Below are 24,795 nucleotides of genomic sequence, written 5' to 3' on the forward strand. Positions count from 1 at the left end.
GGGAAACGGCGGCGGCTGGAAAGTTCCTCGATCAGCGTCTTACAATTTATCCTGCCTACGCGACCGAGCCGGGCCGCTGGCTGGATAGAGCGCTGCATAGCGCGGTGCTGGATCACAGTGACAGTATGGGGTATGCACGTCGTGACGCCTGGGTGCCGGGCGAAGAACGCCCGGTGCCTGCCGTGGAGAATAACCTGATGTTGGCGCCGCCACTGGCGGAGAATGTGTCGGCGTCAGTGCGCGAGATTGTGCAGCGTTGTGTTAGCGCAAAGGCGCTGAATGAAGGCGATGTGGAGCGCTTGTTCCAGAGTCGCGGAGCCGATTTTGCTTTTGTGGTGGACGCCGCCGACACGCTGCGCGAGATCACCGTTGGCGACACAGTGTCCTTTGTGGTTAATCGCAATATAAATTACACCAACGTCTGCTATTTCAAATGCCAGTTTTGCGCTTTTTCCAAGGGTAAAGTGAGTGAGCACCTGCGTGGCCGCCCCTACGATATAAGCGGTGAAGAAATTGCCCGGCGCTGCGAAGAGGCCTGGCAGCGCGGCGCAACCGAAGTCTGCATGCAGGGCGGTATACACCCTGATTACACCGGTCAGACCTATCTGGATATCCTGCGCACTGTTCGCGCGGCGTCGCCCGCAATGCATATACACGCATTTTCACCGCTGGAGGTCTGGCAGGGTGCACAGACTCTGGGTACTGACCTGCGCAGCTACCTGCAGCAACTCCAGGACGCGGGCCTCGGAACGCTTCCGGGCACCGCTGCAGAAATTCTTGACGACGAGGTGCGCGCCACTCTCTGCCCGGATAAGCTCAATACCGCGCAGTGGCTGGAAGTGATGGAGACGGCCCATGGGCTCGGCCTGCGCACAACCGCAACGATCATGTACGGCCATATCGATGCTCCACGTCACTGGGCCCGCCACCTGTTGCGACTGCGTGAATTGCAGCAACGCACCGGCGGTTTTACCGAGTTTGTGCCGCTGCCCTTCGTGCATATGGAGGCGCCATTGTACCTGAAGGGCAACGCCAGACGCGGCCCGACATTCCGCGAGGCAGTATTGATGCACGCAGTAGCGCGACTGGTCTTTAATGGGCTGATCGATAATATCCAGACTTCCTGGGTGAAGATGGGGGAGGAGGGCGTGGCAGCCTGCCTGCGCGCCGGTGCCAATGACCTGGGCGGGACGCTGATGAATGAAAGCATCACCCGTGCCGCAGGGTCAGATCATGGTCAGGAGTGGTCGCCTGCACGAATGGAAGCGCAAATCCTGCGGGCGGGCAGATTGCCGCGTATGCGTACTACCCTGTATGCAGACGCGCCCGGGGCACAGCGTATCTCCGCCTTTGACGCCGCTTCCTTGGCTGCTCCTGAAAACGCCAGCGCCGGCAAGAAACAGCGCAGCAAGTTGATTCCTGTGGCGCGAATAGAGCCCTTTTTGCGCAAGCCCGGTATGGGGCTCGACGCGGAAAATGCCCAGGTATTCCTGATGGCCGCGTGCAACTGACATGAGCGGGCGGGCGATACAGCTGGAGGGCAGTTGGCTGGCTCAACTTGAGAATGAGTTTCAACAGCCGTACATGCTCCAGCTACGCGAGTTTCTGCGTCGGGAGAAACAGCAGGGCAAGCGTATCTTTCCCGCGGGTGAGGATATTTTCAATGCCTTCACGCATACGCCCCTGGGGAAAGTAAAGGTCGTTATTCTCGGCCAGGACCCTTATCACGGAGAGGGCCAGGCCCATGGGCTCTGTTTCTCGGTCAAGCCCGGGGTGAGAGTCCCGCCCTCCCTGCAGAATATTTTCAAGGAAATTCATGCCGAGCTGGGTCTGGATGTTCCCCGGCATGGTCACCTGACGAGTTGGGCCGACCAGGGCGTGTTATTGCTTAACAGTGTACTCTCCGTTGAATGCGCCTGCGCAGCGTCGCATCAGCGCCAGGGCTGGGAGACGTTTACCGACCGGGTCATCGAAGTCATTGATCACGAACGTGAAGGTGTGGTCTTTCTGCTGTGGGGCAGTTACGCCCAGCGCAAGGGGGCGATGATTGATGAACAGCGCCACTGCGTGCTGAAAGCGCCACATCCTTCACCGCTGAGCGCACATCGGGGTTTTTTTGGTTGCGGTCACTTTAAGGCGGCCAACGACTACCTGACCCAGCGCGGCGAAACACCTATCGACTGGTCACTGCCTGACGCCCCCGCCTGTTGATTGCACGCCATTCACAGCGCTTTGCGGTAACGCAGTACGCGTTCGCGTAAGTGCCCCAGACCCGGTTTTTCCTCGGCAACCTCCGCGACAGACAGCCCAACCAGCTCGTGCGGGAAAACCAGCCATTCACTCGTCTTGTGCAGATAATAATCAGGCATAAGTGAGGTGGTGTTGTTGTCAGGTTTGAAGTAGGGCGTGGCAATCCTGATTGTGGGCGTACTGGCGCCACACTCGTGCTCCAGGTCATGGACCACCTGCTGCAGGCTGCGACCCGTGTCGAACACGTCATCCACCAGCAGCACACGACTGGCCCCGGTCACCCGCTGCAGCAGATAGTCCAGCCCTTCCACCGTGACTGTCCTCGCGGTTTGCTTGATGCCCGTGTAGTGAGACGTGCGAATAGCGATATGGTCTGTGCTGACATCGAGAAAGTGCAGTAGCTCGTGGATGGCAATTGCCACCGGTGTGCCGCCTCGCCAGACACCGACGATGAGGTCCGGTTGGAAGTTGCTCTCCAGCACCTGCAGTGCCAGCTCATATGAATCCAGCAGCAGTTGATTGGCGTCAATGTACGTTTTCTGCAGGGCCATGGCTTATTCCCAGGGGGGGCTGTCGACAGGGCGTGCAGTCTAGCAAAAGGCTGACTTCAGCGCGCGTTTAGCAAGAGCGAGGAGGTCCTGCTGGCGAGCGCCCAGTTTGTCGGCCCTGCGGTAGGCAGGGCGGAGCATGACGGGTACGGGGGAAACGTTGGTATTCGTTACAGTGAACGCCCTGGCCGGCGTGGACTGGCCTGTGGCGGGTCGACTTTTTAACTGATGTCTACGACGCTTTTTGTCATCCACACATGATGGACTAATGGCAGGGGCAGTAGATAGGAGAAGTCGCCAGTTGGCAGTTTTTCCTGCCCGCGCTGTATGATCAGCGCAGCACGGCAACCACCGTCAGTTGCGCTCTGCGGATGTGCGCAGGCGGTGGCGGCCCCAGAGAGCCAGTGCACTGGCCAGTATGGTGTAGGCAGCGCCGCCAAGGGCCATAGCGTCCATGCTCGCGCCGTAGTCAATGAGCCACCCCATAACAGCAGGTGCGATAGCGGTTGCCAGAACCATCGCCGCTGTTGTCAGCGACTTGATAGACCCCAGGTGCAGGGTGCCGTACATTTCCGAAAAGAATGGCGAAGACAGCGTGGAATAGAAGCCCACGGAAACGGCCATCAATCCCATAAATATAGCCGCTGCAATAAAGTGGTCCGCAGAGGACAGCACCAGTAGGCCTGCGCCCAGAGGAAGGCAGACCAGTGCTGCAAGCCGGATAGCGCTGAAGCGGTCGACCAGCAGACCCGCGAAGAGCTTGCACAGCGTATTCACCAGTGCATAAAACAGAAACAGACCGCCCCATGCGGCGAGGTTCCAGCCTTTCTCGTCCACCAGTTGAACCTGGTGAAACATAAAACCGGTAAACAACAGTGGTTGTGCCAGCAGAGCCGGCATGAACAGGTAAAAACAGGGGTCCATTACTACCTGTTCACGAGTCCACTGACGACGTTGATCAGCCTCGCCAGCGCTGGTGCCAGCTTGTAATTGCCGAAGGTAATCGCCGTGTCGATGCTCGTGCCCGCGCAGCAACCAGACCGTGAGCAGTGGAACCGTCACCAACAGCAGCCCACCCCAGAACAGCCAGGACACGCGCCATCCAAGTAGCGCCAGCAGCGCGATGACCAGTGATGGCAGCAGTGCCTCGGAGATTGAATAGCCCATTCCCCCCAGTGCGTTGGCCTTGCCTTTGTGGTGATCCAGGTAGCGTACCAGCGTGGTGGCGCTGGCCAGGCTCATCAAGCCCTGGCCGAAGTGCCGCAGAGCCAGCAGTGCTAAAAACAGTATGATCGGCGTGGTGCTCGCTGCCATCAATGCGCATGCCAGTGCAAGACCTGTACTGATGAGGCAGGCGTAGCGGCGTAACTCCATCCGGTCAATCATTGAGCCTGTCCATAGCAGCAGCAACGCGCTGACAAGCGTGGCTGCTGAATACAAGCCGCCGAAGTCTCCGTGACTAAGCTCCAGGTCAACGCGAATGTCGCCGCTGAACAGGCCGATAAAGTAAGTCTGCCCCAGGCTGGAACCAAAGGTCATGACAAAACCGAACAGCAGTAAGCGCCATTCGCTATGGATCAGGGGGAGGAAAGATTTCATGGTCGCGGATTATGGCAGGGGCGCAGGGCGGCGGGTAGCGCTGTATAGACTAAAATCGACTGGCCTAACTGCGGCAAAGGCTCTACAGTTGCGCTTTTTATGCCGCCCCCCGACTGATTCGCCGGGCGCTGCCGGACACCCATTGGAGGACGTATGAGTTCAAAGATCAAAGTCGAGAAGCCGCTGGTCATTCTGCACGGGGATGAAATGGCGCAGATAGCCTTTGAGCAGATTCTGGAACAGTTCGTCAAGTCTCGCCTCGATATCGACCTGGTCGAGATCGACCTGACTGCCGAGAACCGCCTGGTCACCAATGGACGCGCTGTGCGTGAAGCGATCGATGCGCTCAAAGCCCACGGAGTGGGGGTCAAGAATGCGGGTATGACTGTGAATCGCGCACAGTTGGATGAACTGCTGAGCAAGCACCCGGATATTCAGGAGTCAGACCTGGACAAGTTGGCCACCAAGTCACCCAACGGCGCAATACGTAAGGGCATAGGGGGCAATATTACCCGGGAGGACATCGAATTTCGCAATCTGAAAAGTGTGCGACCCGAGTGGCAAGGGCGGGATATCGAAGTAGACACCATGGACAGCGGCGGTCTCGACTTCAGTTACAGCGAGCTCTCCAATGCAACTGGCGTTGCCAAGATCGTCTTTGTGGGCAGCAGTGGTGATCCACAGGAATTACATCGCAGAACCCTGAAAAAGGGCGACCCCTGGATGCTGGCCACCAATAGCCTTGAGGAAGTGCAGGCCTGGGCGCATCGTTTTTTCCAGCGTGCCTTGAAGGAGAAACGCGATATCTACCTGGGCCTCAAGGACACTGTCGTTCCCGGCTATGATGGCGTCATGCGCGCTGCCATTGAGGAAATTTATGAGAGTGACTATGCCGAGGCGGTGGCGGCTGCAGGCCTGCAGTATCACTATGAACTGATCGACGCACAGGCGGCGCGCATTATTTCCAACCCGCCTGAACGGGCGCTATGGGGTGTGCCCGACAATGTCAGCGGCATGAAGCTTTATAAGCTGGTACAACAGCTTAAGCGCTACGGTCTACCTGAGCGCAAGGCGCATGTCTCTATCTCGCGAATGAGTGCCGGTGGTGGTGACCAGTATGGCAGCTTCAATGCTCCCGCGATCGAAGACGGGATTATCAAGGTGCTGGTAGATGGGCAGGAGAAGCACGCCCGGTTTGTAAAAGCCAGCGACCCGATTCTGTTCATGTCCAATGACCGGGATGCGATCAAGGACTGGGTCAAGCAGGTATTTCGTGACGCCTCGTTGAGTAAGAAAGAGGTCTATTTCGGCCTCAAACGTGAATTCGTCGACTATGACGAGGTTTACAGCTCCATCATTCTTGAAATTCGCAAAGAGCTGGCGGCGCTGGATACACCTCCGCCGTCTTTCATGATTATGCGGCCCTCGCGTCAGCTCAGTAAGATGATATGCGATCCACCACGCTGGGGCTTGTATCCGGCGCAGAACCTGGACGGCGATATTTTCTCGGATATCTCCGCCGCTCTGGGCGGTAGCCTGGCCACCGCCAGTTCCGTGATCAAGAGCAAGGACGGCACCATGCTCTATGAAGCCCCCCACGGTACGGCCCATGATTTGTTCTTGCGCTACCTCGAAACGGATGGGAAAGAGGCTAATTTCAACTCTTCAGCGCTGATTTTTGCTGTCGGCAATGCGCTGGAAGAACTCGGCAGCAGAGAGAACAATGAAGCGCTAATTGATTATGCTTGCCGACTGAAAACAGCGTTGATTGAGACGGTGGCCCAGGGCACGATCACCGGCGACCTGAAGGGGAAGACCGCTGACCCATCCAGCGAGACCCTGGTTGATATGTGTGGATTCCTTGATGCAGTAGAATCAAATCTCTAGCTGCAGTCCACCTGGATCAGGGTGACCTTGAAAGGGTGGCATTCCCGCTCGGGCGGGCATCCACTGCAGTTCAATCTGGTAGTGTGTAGGGCAGGGGCTCGATCTCCAATGCCTGGTCGTGTCCACGCAGGTGCAACCCTGCTGCAACGCCTGCTTCAGTGGCACTGACCAGGCAGACATGGCCTCCGTCTGCAGCTGCGCTGTTGACCACGGTGCCGTTAGCCTGATCTGTGCCAGGCGAAAACAGGTCGGTGCCTGCCGGTAGCGGTACCGACGCCCCGAATCTTGCAAGGTAGAGCCGTCGCTTCGACTTGCCCCGGTAGTGCAGGCGAGCGACGATTTCCTGGCCGGTATAGCAACCCTTGTTGAAACTGACGTGGCCAGTTACATCGTAATTCAGCATTTGTGGCAGGAATTCCCCGGAAGTGGGAGCTTCGACCCTGCCAATGCCGCTCTCGATCTGCAGGGTCCGCCAGTCTTCTTCTTCGCCAGCATCCATTGTTTGGGCAAGCGCCTCGAAATGCTGCGGAAATGCCTGCATATCCAGGTAGGCCTCAAACTGCTCACCCTGATCATCCATCTGGATCAGTATATATCCCTCGCCACTTGTCGCCGCGTAGCGCGCAGAGGGCACAGACAGCTTCAGCCCGGCCAACGCCGACCGCACATTTTCTCCCCAGCAGGCGACGGTTTTCCAATCCTGGCGATCGCCATCCAGGGTGGCCTTGGAGAACATGATGTACTTGCCAAACGCCGTGGCAGCGAGCGCAACAGTGTCATTACGCATGCGCAGGACGTAGTGATCTGCGCTCACCTGCGCCAGCAGGAAGTCGCAGATCATTCTGCCCTTGGGCGTACAGAAAGCACCTGGGAGCGCGTGCCCAGCATCGACCTTACGTGTGTCACAGGTAGTCTGGCCCTGTAGGAATTTCAATGTATCGGGACCGCTGATGTGCAGTAGTCCCTCGTCTTTGAGCAGCGCGTAGTGTGCGGGCAAGGGGTGATCCTCATGTCGGGTAAACGCCAATGATAGGACCTGCGCCCCGGCCTGTCAGCATTATCACAATTGCTTACAGATGACGTTATAATGCTGCGCCCCGATGTATACCCCTGAAAGCGAGAATGGCATGGTGTCCAAGGAAGAACTGAATCGCATGCGCTGGGCCGCCCGCCGCGGCATGCTGGAGCTGGATCTGGTGCTGGAGCCCTTCGTGCAGAGTCGCTACGAGACGCTCAACGAGGCTGACCGGTCCCGCTTCCAGAATTTGATGCTTTGCGAAGATCAGGACTTGTTCGCCTGGTTTATGCGTCGCGAGCAGCCTGCCGACGGAGAACTACTCGCCATTGTCAGCAAGATACTCGAATTCACCCTCACTCCACCTGAGGATCGCTGAGTCCAGGCTACTGCGGGCCGCCGTTTGCAGCTTCTGGCTGCTGGTGGGCGCAGCCCTTTTCTACCTTTTGTGGGCAGGCCACACCGGCGTGGCGGCCCTGGTGTTAGCGGCGATCCTCGTAGCGCATTACCTGCCTGCAAAACAACGCTTGACGGGGGCAGTCGTCTGCTGGGATAAGGGGCGTTGGGCACTGCAGAACGGTTCTGAGGCAGTGGAAATGCACTTGCAGCGAGCACACTGTTTATCCTGGCTGACCTTTGCCCAGTGGCGACAGGCAGATGGCACCATCCTGCGACTATGGTTGCTAAACGGGGATAGTGAGCGTGATCAGCTGCGCCGACTGCGTGTGCGCCTAAGGCTTGAGCGGGGAGTTTGACGGCGCCAGCACGGTATCGACTGCATCTTCCAGTTGATCGGGATAGTCCAGGGTGTAGTGCAGGCCGCGGCTCTCCTTACGCGTGATGGCACAGCGAATCATCAGCTCAGCGACCATGGCCAGGTTGCGCAGCTCCAGCAAGTCGTTGCTAACTTTATAATTGCCGTAATACTCCGCAATTTCCGACTGCAACAGCTCGACCCGATGTGCTGCCCGCTGCAGGCGTTTATCGGTGCGCACAATGCCGACGTAGTCCCACATGAAGCGCCGCAGTTCGTCCCAGTTGTGGGAAATCACTACATCCTCGTCCGAGTCAGTGACCTGGCTTTCGTCCCAGGGCCTGGGGGGACTGGGCTGCGCAACGTGTTGCAGGCCCGAGGCAATATTCTGTGCAGCGGACTCAGCATAGACGATACATTCGAGCAGGGAATTGGAGGCCATGCGGTTGGCGCCGTGCAGGCCGGTACAGGACGCTTCGCCGATAGCATAAAGGCCTGGCAGGTCCGTGCGTCCCGCGGTGTCAACGACAATACCGCCGCAGGTATAGTGGGCGGCGGGAACAACGGGAATAGGGCCGGTGCTCATGTCCATGCCCAATTCACGGCAGCGCTGCATCACCGTTGGAAAGTGGCTTTCGAGAAAGTCCCGCGGTTGGTGCGAGATGTCGAGGAAGACACAGTCTGCCCCCAGGCGTTTCATCTCATGGTCTATCGCCCGCGCGACCACGTCCCGGGGCGCCAGCTCCCCGCGTTCGTCAAAGCGGGACATGAAGCGCTCCCCATCGGGCAGTAGCAGGTGTCCGCCTTCGCCTCGTATGGCCTCGGTTATCAGGAACGATTTGGCCTTGGGGTGGTAGAGACAGGTCGGGTGAAACTGGTTGAACTCCATATTGGCGACCCGGCACCCCGCGCGCCAGGCCATGGCGATGCCATCGCCGCTGGCGCCGTCGGGGTTGCTGGTATAGAGGTAGGCTTTACTGGCGCCGCCCGTTGCCAATACAACTGCCCGCGCCTGAAACAGGTCGACGTGCTCAGTTTGCTGATTGAGAACGTATGCGCCCTGGCAGCGCCCGTCTTCGTGAACCAGGTCAACGGCCACCCTATGGGTGAAAATTTCTATATTGTCTCTGGCAAGGGCCTTTTCCGTGAGCACCTCGGAAATAGCACGCCCGGTGCGGTCAGCGGAGTGGATAATTCGGCGGTGACTGTGGCCGCCCTCCATGGTCAGGTGAAACTCGCGCGTACCGGCACCTGGCTGGTCTTCGCGCAGGTCGAAATCCACACCCTGTTCCACCAGCCACTCCACACAGCGACGACTGTTGCGGACGGTGAACTCAACTGACTCGCGGTTGCAAAGTCCGGCGCCGGCAGCGAGGGTATCGGCCACATGTGCATCCACCGTATCGCGGTCATGAAGAACCGCGGCCATGCCGCCCTGGGCCCAGTAAGTTGACCCCTGGTTCAGGTCTGCTTTGGATAACAGGGCAACGCGGCAGTCGTCGGGTAATTGCAGGGCCAGGCTCAGGCCGGCTGCGCCGCTGCCGATAACTAGAACGTCGTGTTGGAATGTTTCTGGCACTGGCCTGCTCGCTTGCCGGAGTGAGGAGTGAATTATATTATATGCCTCAATCACTTAGCGCTACTGGGCATCTATCTGGAGGTAGTGTATACGACCTCTGTCTGAATAAGGAATTTCCTTGTGGGGGACATATCCCGGCATTATTACGCATATTTGCGGGCTTCACGGCGGCGCTGTGAACTCCCGGCCGCCGCTGCGGTCTACTCCGCAGGAACTAAAAAGAATGTCAGCGCGGTAATGTCGTTGGCCATGGAGGGGACAGGGGAGTGACGGCTGCCGAAACAGACCAGCAGCTCGTTGCCAGGGTGCAAAAGGGTGACTCACGGGCGTTCGATCTGCTGGTATTAAAGTACCAGCACAAGATTTTCAGCCTTATCGGTCGCTATGTGCACGATGCTGACGAGGTGCAGGACGTCGCGCAGGAAGCCTTTATCAAGGCCTATCGAGCGCTGCCCAAATTTCGTGGAGACAGCCAGTTTTATACGTGGCTCTATCGGATTGCGGTGAACACAGCCAAGAATCACCTTGTTTCGCGTTCGCGTCGCCCGCCGGGCTCTGACGTAGAGGTCGAGGACGCGGAGTACTATGAGGGCGGGGCCGCCTTGAGGGACATCGAAACCCCGGAAAGTGCGCTGTTCGGCGCGGAACTGAAAGCGGTAGTGGAATCGGCAATACGTGATTTGCCCGATGATTTACGCAGTGCGGTAACTTTACGTGAATTTGATGGTCTCAGTTATGAGGATATCGCAGAGATTATGGATTGCCCTGTCGGGACCGTGCGCTCAAGAATCTTCAGGGCGCGTGAAGCGATTGATATCAAGGTAAAAGAACAGGTCGACGGCTAGCGGCTGCGACCCCGGACGGCAGCTTTCGCGGGCCGTAAAGTACAGAGAAAACGCACCTGGTGCGGAGGAACAAAGATGAGCGAACAACTGCGGGAATCACTGTCAGCCCTAATGGATGATGAGGCCAATGAGTTGGAGCTGCAACGTCTGCTCAAGCAGGTGAATGAGGATTCCGAGCTGCGATCAACGTGGGTGCGCTACAACGCCGCGCGCTCAGCAATGTCGGGGCAGGAGGTCAGTCACATGCAGTTGGATATCTCATCCAGGGTTCGAGAAGCCATAGACGGCTCGCCAGGCGAGGCGCGCTCATTGCGCGATCGGCTGTTCCGGCCGGTCGCGAGCTTCGCCGTCGCCGCGTCTGTCGCGGCTACCGTGGTGATTGGTGGCCAGCAGCTGACGCAGATTAATGGCAAGGATATCTACGCGCCCGGCGCCATCGCTGCAGGCGGAGTGTCGCCCGTGGGCATGGTGAATAGCCTCGGCGCGACGACAGTGCAGGCCAGTTATGGAGCGGAAGCGGTCCCGATGTTACAGCCGGCAGCGCGTACCGCATATAAAGAGTTAGCCCGGCAACGGATGCAGATGTACATACAGGAACATGCGGAGCACGCAGCGCTCAATTCACCCCACGGCCTGATTCCCTTTGCGCGTGTCCCGGAAATCCGAGAGTGATCGAGGGGTGAGCGGCTTGCGGTACGGCACGGTTTCCCGGCTCTCGATCCTTCTTCTGGCATTGCTGTTATCGCCTCTGGCCCAGAGCTCCGGCTGTCCGGATGCCGACCCAGAGGCACTGCGATGGCTGGATAAAATGTCGCGCAGCGTTCATCAGGTGAGTTATCACGGCGTGGTCACCTACCAGCGCGGAGAAGCAGATATGCAGGTTATGCAGGTCTCGCACTTCGTCCAGGGTGATCGCAGTTCTGAAAAATTGACTCAATTGACTGGTCAGGGTGCGCAGGTGGTGCGTGTTGATCACCCCCTCGATTGCGTTCATCCCGGTCACAAGTTGTTGCGCATGAGTGAGCATATTCAGGGCGGCTATTGCGGGATAGCCGGCCACTATCGATTCAGCGTTACTGATGGCGATCGCGTCGCCGGACGCAAAACCGTGCGTGTGCTGGTCTCGCCGCGAGACATGTATCGGTTCGGCTATGTCATGGACCTGGATCGAAAGACCGGATTGCTGTTGAAGACCACAACAATCGGTAGAGGTAACGTGGTCCTGGAAAAGTTCCAGTTTGCTGAGCTGTCTTTTAACAAGCGCATGCCCGACGGTATAGAAATCGAGGTGGTGCATGAGGCGGAGCACCCGGTGCCCGGGGTTTCCACGGAGCCCACGCGCCTTGCTAACGGTTGGCGGGTGCGCTGGGTACCCAGCGGCTTTTTGGCCACAGATACACAACCCGCCAACGCCGGGCGCAGAACCTTTACTGATGGCCTGGCCGTGTTTTCTGTGTTTGTAGAGGAACTGGATCGGGAAATCCGTCCCGGCGAAGGCATGGTCCGCGAGGGCAGCACAACCTCTTACAGTAGAGGGCTGTCCATCTCCGGTACGCCCCTGCTGGTAACCGTGGTTGGCGAGGTGCCGGTGAATACCGCTAGAATGGTCGCTGATTCGGTCGATTGGGTGCGTTGAGATGTTGCTGGAGACGGGGCGTGTGGTGGCCATAGAGCCCGACGGCATTTGGGTAGAGACGATTCGCAAGACCACCTGTGGTAGCTGCGCCGCGCAGAAAGGTTGCGGTCATGGCCTGCTCAATAGTATCTCCTCAGGTCGTCGTTCACTGATTCGCGCACTGCCAGGCGAACTTGATCCGGCGGAATGCCGCGTTGACGACGAGGTCCAGATATCCATTCCTGACGAGGTCATCCTTCGCGGCTCCTTTATCGTATATATAGTACCCCTTGTATTTATGATGCTCGGCACCATTATTGGTTCAGAGAGTGCTGGCAATGCCGATTTGGGCGGTGCACTGGGTGCCGCAGCGGGGTTTATTGTGGGCTTCAGCCTGGTGAGGGTGCATGCGTGGCGGCATCGAGATGATCGCTCGCTGCAGCCCACTCTGGTAGATATCCTCCCCCGCGAGGCGCAAGCCTTGCGAATCGGCTGAATCAGCCGGCTTTTTTTTTACACGCTTATTTGGACATGTGGAATGATTGTATTGACCCGTATTACCTCCATCTTCCTGTTTAGCTTTGCACTGTTACTCGCAGGTAACGCACAGGGCACGCAGTTGCCCGAATTTCGGGACATCGTCAAACAAAGTTCACCCGCTGTGGTTAAGATCATAGTTGAATCCAGCTCGCCTCGCGGTCGGCAAGGGCAGCCCGGTCCAGAGGAAATGCCCGAGTATTTGCGGCGTTTCTTCGAATATCGCGGTGGACCCCCGGCACCCCACCAGCGAATGGGCATGGGCTCTGGGTTTATCATTTCCGAGACCGGGCTCATTGTTACCAACAATCATGTAGTCGATGGCGCAGACAGCGTGCTGGTAAGGATGAGCGATCGCCGAGAGTTTAATGCGGAGGTTATTGGTACCGACCCGCGTTCTGATCTGGCGCTGTTGCGAATTGATGCCTCTGGCCTGCCAACGCTTCGCCTTGCAGAAAATGAAGAGCTGGACGTGGGCGAATGGGTCCTGGCAATCGGCTCTCCCTTTGGTCTCGACTATTCCGTCACCGCAGGTATTGTTTCAGCAAAAGGACGCAGCCTGCCCACGGAGAACAACGAGAACTACGTTCCTTTCATCCAGACTGACGTGGCGATCAATCCCGGGAATTCAGGGGGGCCGCTATTCAACCTTGAAGGCGAGGTGGTAGGCGTCAACTCACAGATATTTACCCGCAGCGGCGGCTCTATCGGCCTGTCTTTTGCCATACCGGTGAGTGTTGTCCGTAACGTGGTTACCCAGCTGGAAGAAAATGGCAGGGTGACTCGAGGTTGGCTTGGAGTGACCATTCAGGACGTGGACAAGAACCTGGCAGAGTCCTTCGGTCTGGACAGGCCCCGCGGTGCGTTGATCGCCCAGGTGGCAAAGGATGGCCCGGCAGACGATGCCGGCCTGCGCGAGGGCGATGTTATTATCAGTTTCGACGGCAAGGACATACCCGCGTCCTCCGACCTTCCCCATGTCGTAGGCTTGATCGCACCAGATACGCGTGTGCCTGTAGAGATTATGCGGGACAAGAAACGCAAGACGATCAAGGTAAAGATAGGTGGCCTTGATGCGGATGATAGTTACTCATTGCGCGGCGGGAGCGTCGATGACGGTGAGGGTGGCCGCCTCGGTTTGATCGTGGGAGAGGCCCCGGCGGAGCATTTGGAGCGCTGGGGGTTGTCTGGTGGGGTGCAGGTGCGTGAGGTCGTACCGGGCTCGCCAGCGGCTGAAGCAGGTGTTTTGGCGGGGGATATAATCACCCTGATCGGCAATTCGCCGGTGAAGTCTGTGGACGCCTTCGCGGATGCCGCAGAGAAGCTGCGCGCAGGCAGTTCTGTCCCGCTTCGGCTGATGCGCCGGGGCTCGCCGATGTTTATCGGTCTGAAACTGGCTGACTAGCCCGCAGGTCTGGCCCCCGCTGTGATAGCGGGGGCCAATGCTTTCAGGTACAATCGCGCGTTTTTCGGGGGCGGTCACTCATCGCCGCCTGATCTTGTCCGGGCCCTAGCATTGAGCGATCTTCAGCACATCCGCAATTTTTCCATTATTGCCCACATTGACCACGGCAAATCGACCCTGGCCGACCGTTTTATCCAGCATTGTGGCGGTCTCAGCGCCAGGGAGATGGATGCCCAGGTGCTGGACTCCATGGACATCGAACGTGAGCGGGGCATTACCATCAAGGCCCAGAGCGTGACCCTGGACTACCAGGCGCGCAACGGTCAAACCTATCAGCTCAACTTCATCGACACCCCTGGGCATGTCGACTTCTCGTATGAGGTTTCGCGCTCGCTGGCCGCCTGTGAGGGAGCATTGCTGGTTGTGGATGCCGGGCAGGGAGTTGAGGCGCAGTCCGTGGCCAACTGTTACACGGCGATAGAGCAAGGACTGGAAGTACTGCCGATACTCAACAAGATGGATCTGCCGCAGGCTGATCCGGACCGGGTCAAGCAGGAAATCGAGGATATCATCGGGATTGACGCGCTGGAGGCCTGCCTGGTGAGTGCCAAATCCGGGCTGGGAATCGAGGATGCACTGGAATACCTGGTCGAGGAGATTCCGCCTCCGGAGGGTGACCGTAATGCGCCGCTGCAGGCGCTTATCATCGATTCCTGGTTTGACAATTATCTGGGTGTGGTGTCGCTGGTTCGGGTCAAGCAAGGTGTGCTGCGCAAGCGTGACAAAATCGTTGCCAAGTCAATTGGTAAGGCCCAGCAGGTTGATAGTGTGGGTATCTTTACGCCCAAACGTCGTGAGACTGATTGCCTGCAAGCCGGTGAAGTCGGCTTCGTGGTGGCCGGGGTCAAGGACATTCACGGCGCGCCTGTAGGCGACACACTGGTCCACGATAAAAGTCCGGATGTCCCCGCACTGCCCGGCTTCAAGAGGGTGAAGCCGCAGGTTTACGCAGGGATATTCACCATCTCCTCCGACGACTACGAGGACTTTCGCGATGCCCTGGGTAAATTGACGCTGAACGATGCTTCGCTGTTCTATGAGCCGGAGACATCTGACGCGCTGGGGTTTGGCTTTCGTTGTGGCTTTCTGGGCATGTTGCACATGGAGATTATCCAGGAGCGACTGGAGCGAGAGTACGACCTCGACCTGATCACCACGGCACCCACCGTTATCTACGAAGTGCTGAAGAAAAACGGTGAAGTGGCCAAGGTGGATAACCCCTCGAAGTTGCCTGACGTGGGCGATATCGAAGAAATGCGCGAGCCTATTGCGCGCTGTAATATCCTCGTGCCCCAGGATTACCTGGGGAATGTCATCACGCTTTGTTCGGAGAAGCGTGGCGCCCAGGTAGACATGCAGTTTCTTGGCACTCAGGTGCAGGTTACCTACGACATACCCATGGCGGAAGTGGTGCTCGATTTCTTTGATCGCCTGAAGTCAGTAAGCCGCGGCTATGCCTCGCTGGATTACGGTTTCGAGCGCTTCCAGGCCGCGTCTCTATCGCGACTGGATGTGTTGATCAACGGCGATCGGGTGGATGCGCTGGCGGTGATTGTTCATCGCGATCAGGTGCAGTACCGGGGACGCGCCCTGACTGAAAAAATGAAAGAACTCATCCCGCGGCAGATGTTTGATGTTGCCATCCAGGCCGCTGTGGGCGGGAAAGTGGTTGCCAGGACTACTGTCAAGGCGCTGCGCAAGAACGTCACTGCCAAGTGCTACGGCGGCGATGCATCGCGCAAAAAGAAACTGCTGGAGAAGCAGAAGGAAGGTAAGAAACGCATGAAGCAGGTCGGAAGTGTGGAGATTCCACAGTCGGCATTCCTGGCGGTGCTGAAGGTGGACAGTTAATGAGCGGTGTAACCATAGATTTCCCCCTGATTCTGGTTATTCTTGTGGGTGGGTCAGGCCTGATCTGGCTGCTGGATGCATTGTTCCTTGCTCCGGGGCGTAAGAAAGTTATCGCTGAGCTTCAGGAGCAGTATCCGAATTGGGATCAGGAGGACAATCCCCAGCATAAGCAGTTCAGCGCCCGGGTTCAGGATAGTGCCGCCGAGCCTGTGCTTGTAGAGTACGCCAGGTCGTTTTTTCCCGTTTTGTTCGTGGTGTTTGTCCTGCGCTCTTTCATTGTCGAACCGTTCCAGATTCCCTCTTCATCAATGGTCCCCACACTGCAGGTCGGAGACTATATATTGGTGAACAAATATACTTATGGAATTCGCCTGCCCGTTACTCGTACCAAGGTGATGGCTTTGAATGAGCCACAGCGCGGCGACGTGATGGTGTTCTTCCCGCCGCATATGAATGACACGTATTACATCAAACGGGTAATCGGTTTACCGGGAGACAAGGTCACTTACCGGGACAAGCGCGTGTACGTCAACGGTGAACTGGTCGATCGCGACGAAGTTGCGGTTGCGCCCGGCCCCGATGCCAGCTATCGCCTGGGGCTGGAGGCCCTGGGAGAGGCGCGCTTTATGATGCAGGTGAATGATGCCCGGCGCCCCATCAATTTCTCGGTGGTGGTCAAGCCCGGACATTATTTTATGATGGGCGATAATCGGGATAACAGTTCAGATTCCCGTATTTGGGGTCAGGTCCCGGAAAAGGATATAGTAGGCAAGGCCTTCGCGATCTGGATGCACTGGGATTCTTTCCTGAGCTTCCCCAGCTTCGCTCGCGTCGGCTACATAGAATGAAATAACTGGAATTTTTGGGGGCAGGGAAATGCGCACACCGCAACGTCAGAGGGGAATGTCTATTCCGGGCATACTGCTGATTGCCATTATGGTTGGCTTTTACGTCATGTGTTTCGTCAAGATGGTTCCGCATTATTTCGAGTACAACGCCATCAAGGGTATTATCCAGACAGTGGCAGATGAGCATGAGCCGGGTACTACGACGGTGGGGCAGGTTCGACGTCGTATCGATGCGATGTTCAATACTAACCAGATCTCCGCGATCAAGATCGGCGACGTGGATATATATCGCGAAAAAGGCAAGACCTATATTGACGCCAGCTATGAGGCGCGTGTGCCTATTGCCGGTCGTATCGACGCCTTGCTGAAGTTCGATGACCTGCTGGTTGAAGCGGGAAACCCCGGAGCCAGGTGAACGATCGGCAGGCGCATTCGGCGCGGCTACAGCGTGCGCTGGGCCATTCCTTTTCTGACCCCGGTCTGCTGGATCTGGCGTTAACCCATAGAAGTGTGGGTGGCCGGAACTACGAACGTCTTGAGTTCCTTGGTGACTCCATAGTAAATCACATTATAGCTGAGGCGCTGTACCATCAGTTTCCGAAGGCTCGCGAGGGCGAACTCAGCCGTATTCGGGCCTCTCTGGTGCGGGGTGATACCCTGGCAAAGGTGGCTCGCGAGCTTCAACTCGGAGAACATCTGCATTTGGGTCCCGGCGAGCGCAAGAGTGGCGGCCGCCGTCGCAGTTCCATTCTCGCTGATGCTCTTGAGTCAGTGGCGGGGGCTATACTGCTTGATTCTGACGTCGAGACCTGTCGTCAGTGTGTGCTCAATTGGTTCGCACAGCGACTCGAAGGCCTGAGTCTGGAGAATGCCGACAAGGATGCGAAAACCCGGTTGCAGGAATATTTGCAAGGTCGTAATTGTCCACTGCCGGAGTACGAGTTGCTAGGCGTGCAGGGAGAGGACCACAACCAGCAGTTCCAGGTAGCCTGCCGTCTGGTTAAGCCCACGCTGGTCGTAGAGGGCTCCGGTAGCAGTCGCCGCAAGGCTGAACAGGCCGCCGCCAGCTCTGCGCTTGAACACCTCGGAGTCGCCTAGATGAGTAACGAAAAGCGCTGTGGTTACGTCGCCATCGTTGGTCGTCCCAATGTGGGCAAGTCAACGCTGCTTAACCATATGCTTGGGCAAAAAATCAGCATTACCTCGCGCAAACCGCAGACAACACGTCACCAGGTGATCGGTATCAAGACAGAGGGTGATCACCAGATCATTTTTGTCGACACGCCTGGCTTGCACCGTGGTGCGGAAAAAGCGATTAACCGCTTTATGAACAGGGCCGCGAGCTCGGCTATTCGAGACGTTGACCTGGTGCTTTTCCTCGTTGACCGGACCGCCTGGACAGAGGAAGACCAGATGGTCCTGGAGCAGGTACAACAGGCGCGGCGGCCAACCATACTGGTGGTCAACAAGGTTGATCTGCTGGACGACAAGAATATTCTGTTGCCGCACCTTCAGGCGTTGGCGGACCGCGGCGCTTTTGAAGCGATTGTGCCGGTTTCTGCGCTGCGCGCGCGCAACATAGACGCGCTGGAAAAGGAGGTTGTCAAATACCTTCCCGCCTCCGATCACTTTTTCCCGGAAGAGCAGATTACCGATCGAAGCCAGCGGTTTCTCGCGGCAGAGATAGTGCGTGAGAAAATCATGCGGCAACTCGGTGAGGAGTTACCCTATGCAGTCACCGTGGAGATCGAGGAATTTGGCTTCGACAATGGCATTGCGCATATCTCCGCGTTGATCCTGGTGGAGCGACAGGGGCAGAAGCAGATCATCATCGGCGAAAAAGGCAGTCGCCTGCGCTCGATCGGCACCGAGGCACGCAAGGATATGGAGAAACTGTTTGACTGCAAAGTGATGCTGCGGCTCTGGGTGAAGGTGAAGAGTGGCTGGTCAGATGATGAGCGAGCTCTGCGCAGCCTTGGCTACGAAGACCGCTGACGTCGTCCGCGATCATGCGCGTCAACTTACAGCCTTCCTACATATTGCATAGCCGTGCTTATCGCGACAGCAGCCTGATTCTCGAAGTCTTTACCGCCGAGCACGGCAGGCTCAGCTTGGTTGCCAAGGGGGCTCGCAGGCGGGCAAGGGGCGGCAGTACTGCGGCCCTGCTGCAGCCATTTATCCCCTTGTTGCTCTCATTCAGTGGTCGCGGTGAAATGAAAACCCTCACACAGGTGGAGTCCGCCGCAGCGCCCGTTGCCCTGCGCGCCGAGCAGCTCTACAGCGCCATGTATGTGAATGAGGTGCTGATGCGCCTGTTACACCGTCACGACCCACACCCACTGCTCTTTGCCGCCTATGGGCAGGTGCTGCAGGATTTAACCGATGCGCCTTTACTTGAGGCCGTTCTGCGGCGCTTTGAGTTGGGCCTGTTGGACGCGCTGGGCTATGGTTTTTCGCTGCAGCAGGACGGCTCCAGCGGTGACGCCATCGAGGCTGAAGGCTGGTATCATTTTCATCCCGATTTTGGTCTGATCCGGGGCGGGCAGGGCGTAGACCCATCGCACCCGGCCTATAGTGGCGGCGATTTGCTGGCCATGTCCAGGGGCGAGTTTGCCGGTGATGCCAGACTCGCTGCGAGGCGATTGATGCGGCAGGCGCTGGCACAGCACCTGGGTGATGCGCCGCTAAAGAGTCGTGACCTGTTCCGGGGGCGGCTAAAACAAACTGGGGAGCAGCGATGATAGCAGTGGGTACAGACATCCTCCGGTTCGATCGCATCGATGCGGTGGTTGAGCGGCAGGGCCTGCGCTTTGTCGAGCGCATATTATGCCCTGAAGAGTGTGAGGAATACGCCGATAGCGCCAGGCCCGCAAATTTGCTCGCCAAGCGTTTTGCGGCCAAGGAAGCAGTGGCCAAGGCGCTGGGTACCGGTATTGGCCGCGGTGTCAGTTGGCAGGATATCCGCATTGCCCACAACGCACACGGCGCCCCGGTTGTGGAACTCACGGGTGGTGCCCTGCGCGTCGCCCGGGAACTGGGTGGTACCCGGGTGGCGCTAAGCCTTGCCGATGAGGTGGACTGCGTGGTTGCTTTTGCTGTTCTGGCCTGAAGCCGGCGCGCGACCTTGCGCCACGGCAGTTCGCATGCACAGTCGCCCCCGAACCGTTAAACTGCCCCCGGGCACCTGGATGTAGAGAAGAGATGCGCGAATACCCCACAATCGAGGCCTGCATAGGCAATACGCCCCTGGTGAGACTCCAGCGTATGCAAGGCCAGACCAGCAATACCGTGCTGCTCAAGTTGGAGGGCAATAATCCCGCGGGTTCCGTAAAAGACAGGCCGGCCCTGAGTATGATTGTCCGGGCGGAGGAACGTGGGGAGATCAAGCCCGGCGACACCCTGATTGAGGCCACCAGCGGTAATACAGGAATCGCGCTGGCCATGGCTGCAGCGATCCGCGGGTACCGGCTGTTACTGATTATGCCCAGCCATATGAGCGATGAACGTAAACAGGCTATGTCAGCCTACGGAGCAGTGCTGATAGAAGTGACCCAGGAAGAGGGTATGGAGGGTGCCAGGGATCTGGCGATGGCGATGCAGGCGCGCGGCGAGGGAAAGGTGCTGGACCAGTTTGCCAATGCCGATAACCCACTGGCCCACATGAGAACCACCGGCCCGGAAATTTGGCAACAGACAGGAGGCACGGTGACGCACTTTGTCAGTTCCATGGGTACAACCGGCACGATTATGGGTTGTTCAGCGTACCTTAAAGAGAAGAACCCCGAGATCGAAATAATCGGCTTGCAACCTGAAGACGGCTCAAGCATCCCCGGTATCCGGCGCTGGCCCAAGGCCTATTTGCCGTCGATATTTGACGCGGCAAGAGTGGACCGCGTCATGGATATTTCCCAGGCCGAATCTGAGCAAAACATGCGTCGTCTCGCCGCCGAGGAAGGCATTTTTTGCGGCGTGTCCTCCGGCGGGTCGGTCACGGCCGCGCTGAGGTTGTCAGAAGAGCTGGAAAACGCGGTGATCGTTGCCATCATCTGTGACCGGGGAGACCGTTACCTGTCTACCGGCGTTTTCGCGGCGGACTGATATGGTCCGCGTCCGGCACCAGTCCCATCATGAGGCCGAAGCCCATGCGGTTGACCTGTCGCTATGGCTGGACAGCCTCCCCGTCGAGCTTGAGGCCGGTGAGCGCCAGCGCCTGCTGGAAGCCGCTGAGTGCGTGCGTGAACTGGCCACGGTTCCGTTTGTCGACAGCGGCGACTGGGCACAGGAGAGCGACTGTTTTCGTGCCGGTCTCGACGTCGCCCTGATACTCGCGGAGCTGCATGTGGGCACGGATTGCCTGGTCGCCGGCCTGCTCTACCGTGTCGTGCGCGAGCAGCGTATGTCAGAGCAGCAGGCCAGGGAAAAGTTCGGCGCTGCGGCCGCGGATCTGCTCGATGGTGTGCTGCGTATGGCGGCTATCGGTGACCTGCGCCTGCAACAGGACCACCCGGTGTTGGGGCAGGCTCATGCCCAGAAAGACAATGTGCGCAAAATGCTGATCGCCATGGTGGACGACGTGCGCGTTGCCCTGATCAAGCTGGCTGAGCGCACCTGTGCGATTCGGGCCGTCAAGAATGACGAGGCGCGTCGCGAGCCCATCGCCCGTGAAGTGTTTGACGTATACGCGCCTCTGGCCCATAGGCTGGGGATCGGTCATCTCAAGTGGGAACTGGAAGACCTGTCTTTTCGCTACATCTATGCAGAGGCCTATCGCAAGATCGCCCGCCTCCTGGATGGTAAACGTCTGGAACGCGATCAGTTCATTGCAGACGTGACAGCGCTTCTCACTCGTGTCCTGGGTGATGCCGGCCTGGCGTTTACGATTGAGGGGCGCGCCAAGCACATCTACAGCATCTGGCGCAAAATGCAGCGCAAGGGCATTGGCTTTTCCCAGGTTTATGATATCCGCGCCGTGCGCATCCTCGTGCCCGAAATAAAGGACTGTTATGCCACGCTCGGGCTGGTGCACGGGCTGTGGAGAAACATTCCGAATGAGTTCGATGATTACATCGCCAATCCCAAGGAAAATGGCTACCGGTCTTTACACACTGCCGTTATCGGGCCTGAAGGCAAGATACTGGAAGTGCAAATACGCACCCGGCAGATGCACGAGGAGGCCGAGCTCGGCGTCTGCGCGCACTGGCGCTACAAGGGCTCTGATGCCGCTTCGGGCATGGCCAGCACATACGAAGAGAAACTGGCGTGGCTGCGCCAGGTGCTGGACTGGCATGAGGAAACAGGTGACGCCGGCGATGTGGCCGAACAGTTCAGTTTCGACGTGGCCCAGGACCGTGTTTATGTGTTCACGCCCCATGGGGACGTGGTCAATCTTGCTCATGGCGCAACACCTCTGGATTTCGCCTACCACGTGCACACGGAGGTAGGGCACCGCTGTCGTGGAGCCAAGGTCAATGGATCCATTGTGCCGCTCACCTATACCCTGAAAATGGGCGAGCGGGTAGAAGTGCTTACCAGCAAGGAGGGAAAGCCCAAGCGGGACTGGCTGCAGCCGGCACTGGGATATCTGCGCACGTCGCGTGCGAGGGCGAAGGTCCAGCACTGGTTCCGGACGCAGGCGCGTGAAGAGAATGTAGCCGCCGGCCGTCACCTGCTTGAGCGTGAGTTCAAGCGCCTGGCTCTGACCAGCATCGATTACCAGCGCATTGCGCGCAAGGTGCAGTTGCAGACCGTGGACGACATGTATGCGGCCGTTGGCTCTGGTGACCTGTCCTCAGCCCAGGTGCTCAATGCCGCACAGGGACTGATAGAGCGACGCCAGGAGCCACAGCTGAAGTTAGCCCGACCCGGGGCCACACGCTACCGCAGTGAAGTCCATGTACAGGGCGTGGGAAACCTTCTCAATCATATGGCGGGGTGTTGCAAGCCCCTGCCCGGTGATGCTGTCACCGGCTTCATTACGCAGGGCAGGGGAGTGAGCATCCATCGTTCGGATTGCGCCAGGCTGATCAAGTTGGCCGATAGCTCGCCCGAGCGGGTGATTGACGTGGATTGGGGCACATCGCCTACCGACAATTACGAAGTCGATGTTGCCATTGAAGCCTATGACCGTCATGGACTCCTTCGTGATATCACCGGCTTGTTTGCCAATGCGCATATTAATGTCCTGTCTATCAGCACCCAGACCAACAAGAAAAGTCATACAGCGACGATGCGCCTGCGGGTTGAGGTGCCTAATCTGGCATCATTGTCCAAGTTGCTGGAGCGAATGAATCGTTTGAACAACGTGATCTCAGCCGTGAGGGTTAGCGAGTGACCCAGCGTACTTACACCATCGATGACCTGATAAGGGTAATGGAAAGACTGCGCGACCCGGAACGCGGTTGTCCATGGGATTTACAGCAGGACTTTCGCAGCATTGTGCCCTCGACTCTGGAAGAGTGTTATGAGTTGGCACACGCCATAGAGCATGACGACTTTGAGCATGTGGCGGAAGAGTTGGGTGACGTGCTGTTCCAGGTGATCTTCTATGCCCAGCTGGGCAGAGAACAAGGCATATTCGATTTCGGGAAAGTTGTCGATACGCTGGTGGAGAAACTGGTTCGTCGACATCCCCATGTGTTTGCTGGAGGCGACATCGAGGGCGTTGTCGGCGATGACAGGATTGCGGTTGGACAGGTCAACGCGACCTGGGAGGCCATCAAGCAGCAGGAACGTGGACAACGGGAGCAGCATGGTGTGCTTGATGACATCCCGGTCGCCTTGCCTGCTCTGCCCAGAGCGCAGAAACTGCAAAAGAGAGCTGCCCGGGTCGGATTCGACTGGCGAGAGCGGGCGTCAGTAATAGACAAGCTTGATGAGGAGATCACAGAATTACGCAGCGCGATTGCAGATAAGAGTTCCCAGGCAATTCACGAGGAAATGGGCGACCTGCTGTTCACCTGCGTCAATTTATGCCGGCACCTGAGCGTGAATGCGGAAAGTGCCCTGCGTGACTCATCGAGCAAGTTCGAGCGCCGCTTTCGTTGCATGGAGGCCTTCGCCGCGGAAGAGGGTACCTCTCTTACTGAACTGGATGACACCGCACTGGACCTGCTCTGGGAGCGCGCAAAACAGCCATGACCCTCGCCAAAGGTAGGGGTTGTAACCTCATGATACGCTGTGTATTGTAGCGTCCCTCCACAGTTCCCTGTTCACAATTTCCCATGCGGCCAGACCGCATCTCGAGAATAATGAGGTAGCGTACTTATGCGAATGATCTTATTGGGCGCCCCGGGCGCTGGTAAAGGTACCCAGGCCCAGTTCATTACCGAGAAATATGGCATCCCGCAAATATCGACCGGCGATATGCTGCGCGCGGCCGTCAAGGCGCAAACTGAGTTAGGCCTGCAGGCGAAAGAGGTGATGGACGCCGGAGGCCTGGTATCTGACGATATCATTATCGGCCTGGTCAAAGAGCGCATCACCGAAGACGACTGTCGTCGCGGTTTCCTTTTCGATGGTTTTCCGCGAACCATTCCGCAAGCGCAGGCAATGGTTGAAGCGGGTGTAAAGATTGATCACGTGGTAGAGATTGCAGTCGATGATGAGGAGATCGTCGCCAGGCTGAGCGGTCGCCGAGTGCACCCGGGTTCTGGTCGCGTTTATCATGTTGTCTACAATCCGCCGCAACGCGAAGGGTGCGATGACGAAACCGGCGAGGCCCTGGTGCAACGCGACGACGACCACGAAGACACCGTGCGTAAACGGCTGGAGATTTATCACACGCAGACCAGCCCGTTGATCGATTTTTATCAGGACATGGTCGGCGAGGATGCTCCCGACTATCATCGAATACCCGGCGTGGGTGGCGTTGAAGATATACGTGATGCAGTTTTTGCTGAACTGGGCGATTGAGCTGCAGTACGAGTCTAAAGGGAGCGATGCTCCACTGCTGTCCCACAGTTTGGGATCACAAGGCGAATCTCATTTGAGGTTCGCCTTTTTT

At 57.8% G+C, this 24,795-nt stretch carries 25 protein-coding genes; 21 read left to right on the plus strand and 4 right to left on the minus strand.

Annotation, left to right across the window (positions count from 1 at the left end; genetic code table 11):
- Together cofH and ung are read left to right on the plus strand one after the other, a co-directional pair.
- Positions 1 to 1,511: 5-amino-6-(D-ribitylamino)uracil--L-tyrosine 4-hydroxyphenyl transferase CofH (gene cofH, locus C0039_RS14320; RefSeq protein ID WP_101518434.1), on the plus strand; the 1,511-nt coding region annotated here is incomplete at its 5' end.
- Between the two features lies 1 nt (position 1,512).
- Positions 1,513 to 2,211 carry a uracil-DNA glycosylase gene (gene ung, locus C0039_RS14325; protein WP_076001563.1) on the plus strand — a complete coding sequence of 233 codons (699 nt, stop codon included), beginning with the start codon at positions 1,513 to 1,515 and terminating at the stop codon, positions 2,209 to 2,211.
- Between the two features lie 11 nt (positions 2,212 to 2,222).
- Here ung and C0039_RS14330 read toward each other — a convergent pair whose 3' ends face one another.
- Both C0039_RS14330 and C0039_RS14335 read right to left on the minus strand, forming a co-directional pair.
- Positions 2,223 to 2,801 (minus strand): phosphoribosyltransferase, encoded by a 579-nt coding sequence (locus tag C0039_RS14330; protein ID WP_341476654.1) that lies wholly within the window; start codon positions 2,799 to 2,801, stop codon positions 2,223 to 2,225.
- 351 nt (positions 2,802 to 3,152) lie between these two features.
- A complete protein-coding gene (locus C0039_RS14335; protein WP_101518435.1) occupies positions 3,153 to 4,397 on the minus strand; it encodes an MFS transporter in 1,245 nt (414 codons plus the stop codon).
- A 153-nt stretch (positions 4,398 to 4,550) separates the two neighbouring features.
- On the opposite strand from C0039_RS14335, the gene C0039_RS14340 reads away from it, so the two are divergent.
- Complete coding sequence (locus C0039_RS14340; protein ID WP_101518436.1) at positions 4,551 to 6,284, plus strand: isocitrate/isopropylmalate family dehydrogenase; 1,734 nt, start codon at positions 4,551 to 4,553, stop codon at positions 6,282 to 6,284.
- A 70-nt stretch (positions 6,285 to 6,354) separates the two neighbouring features.
- Here C0039_RS14340 and ygfZ read toward each other — a convergent pair whose 3' ends face one another.
- Positions 6,355 to 7,281: a CAF17-like 4Fe-4S cluster assembly/insertion protein YgfZ gene (gene ygfZ, locus C0039_RS14345; RefSeq protein WP_165787143.1), complete on the minus strand. Its 927-nt coding sequence runs from the start codon at positions 7,279 to 7,281 to the stop codon at positions 6,355 to 6,357.
- A gap of 103 nt (positions 7,282 to 7,384) precedes the next feature.
- On the opposite strand from ygfZ, the gene C0039_RS14350 reads away from it, so the two are divergent.
- Positions 7,385 to 7,678, plus strand: a complete 294-nt coding sequence (locus tag C0039_RS14350; protein ID WP_423810689.1) for an FAD assembly factor SdhE — start codon at positions 7,385 to 7,387, stop codon at positions 7,676 to 7,678.
- Positions 7,629 to 8,054: a protein YgfX gene (locus C0039_RS14355; protein WP_133126007.1), complete on the plus strand. Its 426-nt coding sequence runs from the start codon at positions 7,629 to 7,631 to the stop codon at positions 8,052 to 8,054. Before C0039_RS14350 ends, C0039_RS14355 begins: the two co-directional genes overlap by 50 nt.
- On the opposite strand, the gene nadB is transcribed toward C0039_RS14355, so the two are convergent.
- Entirely contained in the window at positions 8,031 to 9,632 is a 1,602-nt protein-coding gene (gene nadB / locus C0039_RS14360; RefSeq protein ID WP_101518439.1) for an L-aspartate oxidase, read from the minus strand. The two genes, C0039_RS14355 and nadB, sit on opposite strands and share 24 nt — an antisense overlap.
- A gap of 266 nt (positions 9,633 to 9,898) precedes the next feature.
- Here nadB and rpoE point away from each other — a divergent pair, with 266 nt between their 5' ends.
- The 16 genes from rpoE (at position 9,899) to adk (ending at position 24,704) form a co-directional block, all read left to right on the plus strand.
- Entirely contained in the window at positions 9,899 to 10,477 is a 579-nt protein-coding gene (gene rpoE / locus C0039_RS14365) for an RNA polymerase sigma factor RpoE (RefSeq protein ID WP_076001558.1), read from the plus strand.
- A 75-nt stretch (positions 10,478 to 10,552) separates the two neighbouring features.
- A complete protein-coding gene (locus tag C0039_RS14370; RefSeq protein ID WP_076001557.1) occupies positions 10,553 to 11,149 on the plus strand; it encodes a sigma-E factor negative regulatory protein in 597 nt (198 codons plus the stop codon).
- Between the two features lie 7 nt (positions 11,150 to 11,156).
- Positions 11,157 to 12,113, plus strand: coding sequence for a MucB/RseB C-terminal domain-containing protein (locus tag C0039_RS14375; protein ID WP_101518440.1), 957 nt, complete (start codon positions 11,157 to 11,159; stop codon positions 12,111 to 12,113).
- 1 nt (position 12,114) lies between these two features.
- Positions 12,115 to 12,588, plus strand: a complete 474-nt coding sequence (locus C0039_RS14380) for a SoxR reducing system RseC family protein (protein ID WP_076001555.1) — start codon at positions 12,115 to 12,117, stop codon at positions 12,586 to 12,588.
- Between the two features lie 42 nt (positions 12,589 to 12,630).
- Entirely contained in the window at positions 12,631 to 14,034 is a 1,404-nt protein-coding gene (locus C0039_RS14385; protein ID WP_076001554.1) for a DegQ family serine endoprotease, read from the plus strand.
- Between the two features lie 111 nt (positions 14,035 to 14,145).
- Positions 14,146 to 15,945: a translation elongation factor 4 gene (lepA, locus tag C0039_RS14390; RefSeq protein ID WP_076001553.1), complete on the plus strand. Its 1,800-nt coding sequence runs from the start codon at positions 14,146 to 14,148 to the stop codon at positions 15,943 to 15,945.
- The gene (gene lepB / locus C0039_RS14395; protein ID WP_076001552.1) at positions 15,945 to 16,793 is read left to right on the plus strand and encodes a signal peptidase I; all 849 of its coding nucleotides are present in this window, start codon (positions 15,945 to 15,947) and stop codon (positions 16,791 to 16,793) included. Before lepA ends, lepB begins: the two co-directional genes overlap by 1 nt.
- 28 nt (positions 16,794 to 16,821) lie before the next feature.
- On the plus strand, positions 16,822 to 17,208 hold the full coding sequence (locus C0039_RS14400; RefSeq protein WP_084179898.1) for a DUF4845 domain-containing protein: 387 nt from the start codon (positions 16,822 to 16,824) through the stop codon (positions 17,206 to 17,208).
- Positions 17,205 to 17,891: a ribonuclease III gene (gene rnc, locus C0039_RS14405; protein WP_101518441.1), complete on the plus strand. Its 687-nt coding sequence runs from the start codon at positions 17,205 to 17,207 to the stop codon at positions 17,889 to 17,891. Before C0039_RS14400 ends, rnc begins: the two co-directional genes overlap by 4 nt.
- Positions 17,892 to 18,788 (plus strand): GTPase Era, encoded by an 897-nt coding sequence (gene era, locus C0039_RS14410; protein WP_101518442.1) that lies wholly within the window; start codon positions 17,892 to 17,894, stop codon positions 18,786 to 18,788. It abuts the gene before it with no gap.
- A 14-nt stretch (positions 18,789 to 18,802) separates the two neighbouring features.
- Complete coding sequence (gene recO / locus C0039_RS14415) at positions 18,803 to 19,534, plus strand: DNA repair protein RecO (protein WP_101518443.1); 732 nt, start codon at positions 18,803 to 18,805, stop codon at positions 19,532 to 19,534.
- Positions 19,531 to 19,902: a holo-ACP synthase gene (gene acpS, locus C0039_RS14420; RefSeq protein WP_076001547.1), complete on the plus strand. Its 372-nt coding sequence runs from the start codon at positions 19,531 to 19,533 to the stop codon at positions 19,900 to 19,902. Before recO ends, acpS begins: the two co-directional genes overlap by 4 nt.
- 92 nt (positions 19,903 to 19,994) lie before the next feature.
- Positions 19,995 to 20,891: a cysteine synthase CysM gene (cysM, locus tag C0039_RS14425; protein WP_101518444.1), complete on the plus strand. Its 897-nt coding sequence runs from the start codon at positions 19,995 to 19,997 to the stop codon at positions 20,889 to 20,891.
- 1 nt (position 20,892) lies between these two features.
- Positions 20,893 to 23,124: a GTP diphosphokinase gene (gene relA / locus C0039_RS14430; protein WP_101518445.1), complete on the plus strand. Its 2,232-nt coding sequence runs from the start codon at positions 20,893 to 20,895 to the stop codon at positions 23,122 to 23,124.
- Complete coding sequence (gene mazG, locus C0039_RS14435) at positions 23,121 to 23,930, plus strand: nucleoside triphosphate pyrophosphohydrolase (RefSeq protein WP_076001544.1); 810 nt, start codon at positions 23,121 to 23,123, stop codon at positions 23,928 to 23,930. The genes relA and mazG overlap by 4 nt, the downstream gene beginning before the upstream one ends.
- Before the next feature lie 126 nt (positions 23,931 to 24,056).
- Positions 24,057 to 24,704 (plus strand): adenylate kinase, encoded by a 648-nt coding sequence (gene adk, locus C0039_RS14440; RefSeq protein WP_101518446.1) that lies wholly within the window; start codon positions 24,057 to 24,059, stop codon positions 24,702 to 24,704.
- Positions 24,705 to 24,795: the final 91 nt, after the last annotated feature.

This window comes from Pseudohalioglobus lutimaris (assembly GCF_002866825.1).
In the GTDB taxonomy this organism is placed as follows: Bacteria; Pseudomonadota; Gammaproteobacteria; order Pseudomonadales; family Halieaceae; genus Halioglobus; species Halioglobus lutimaris.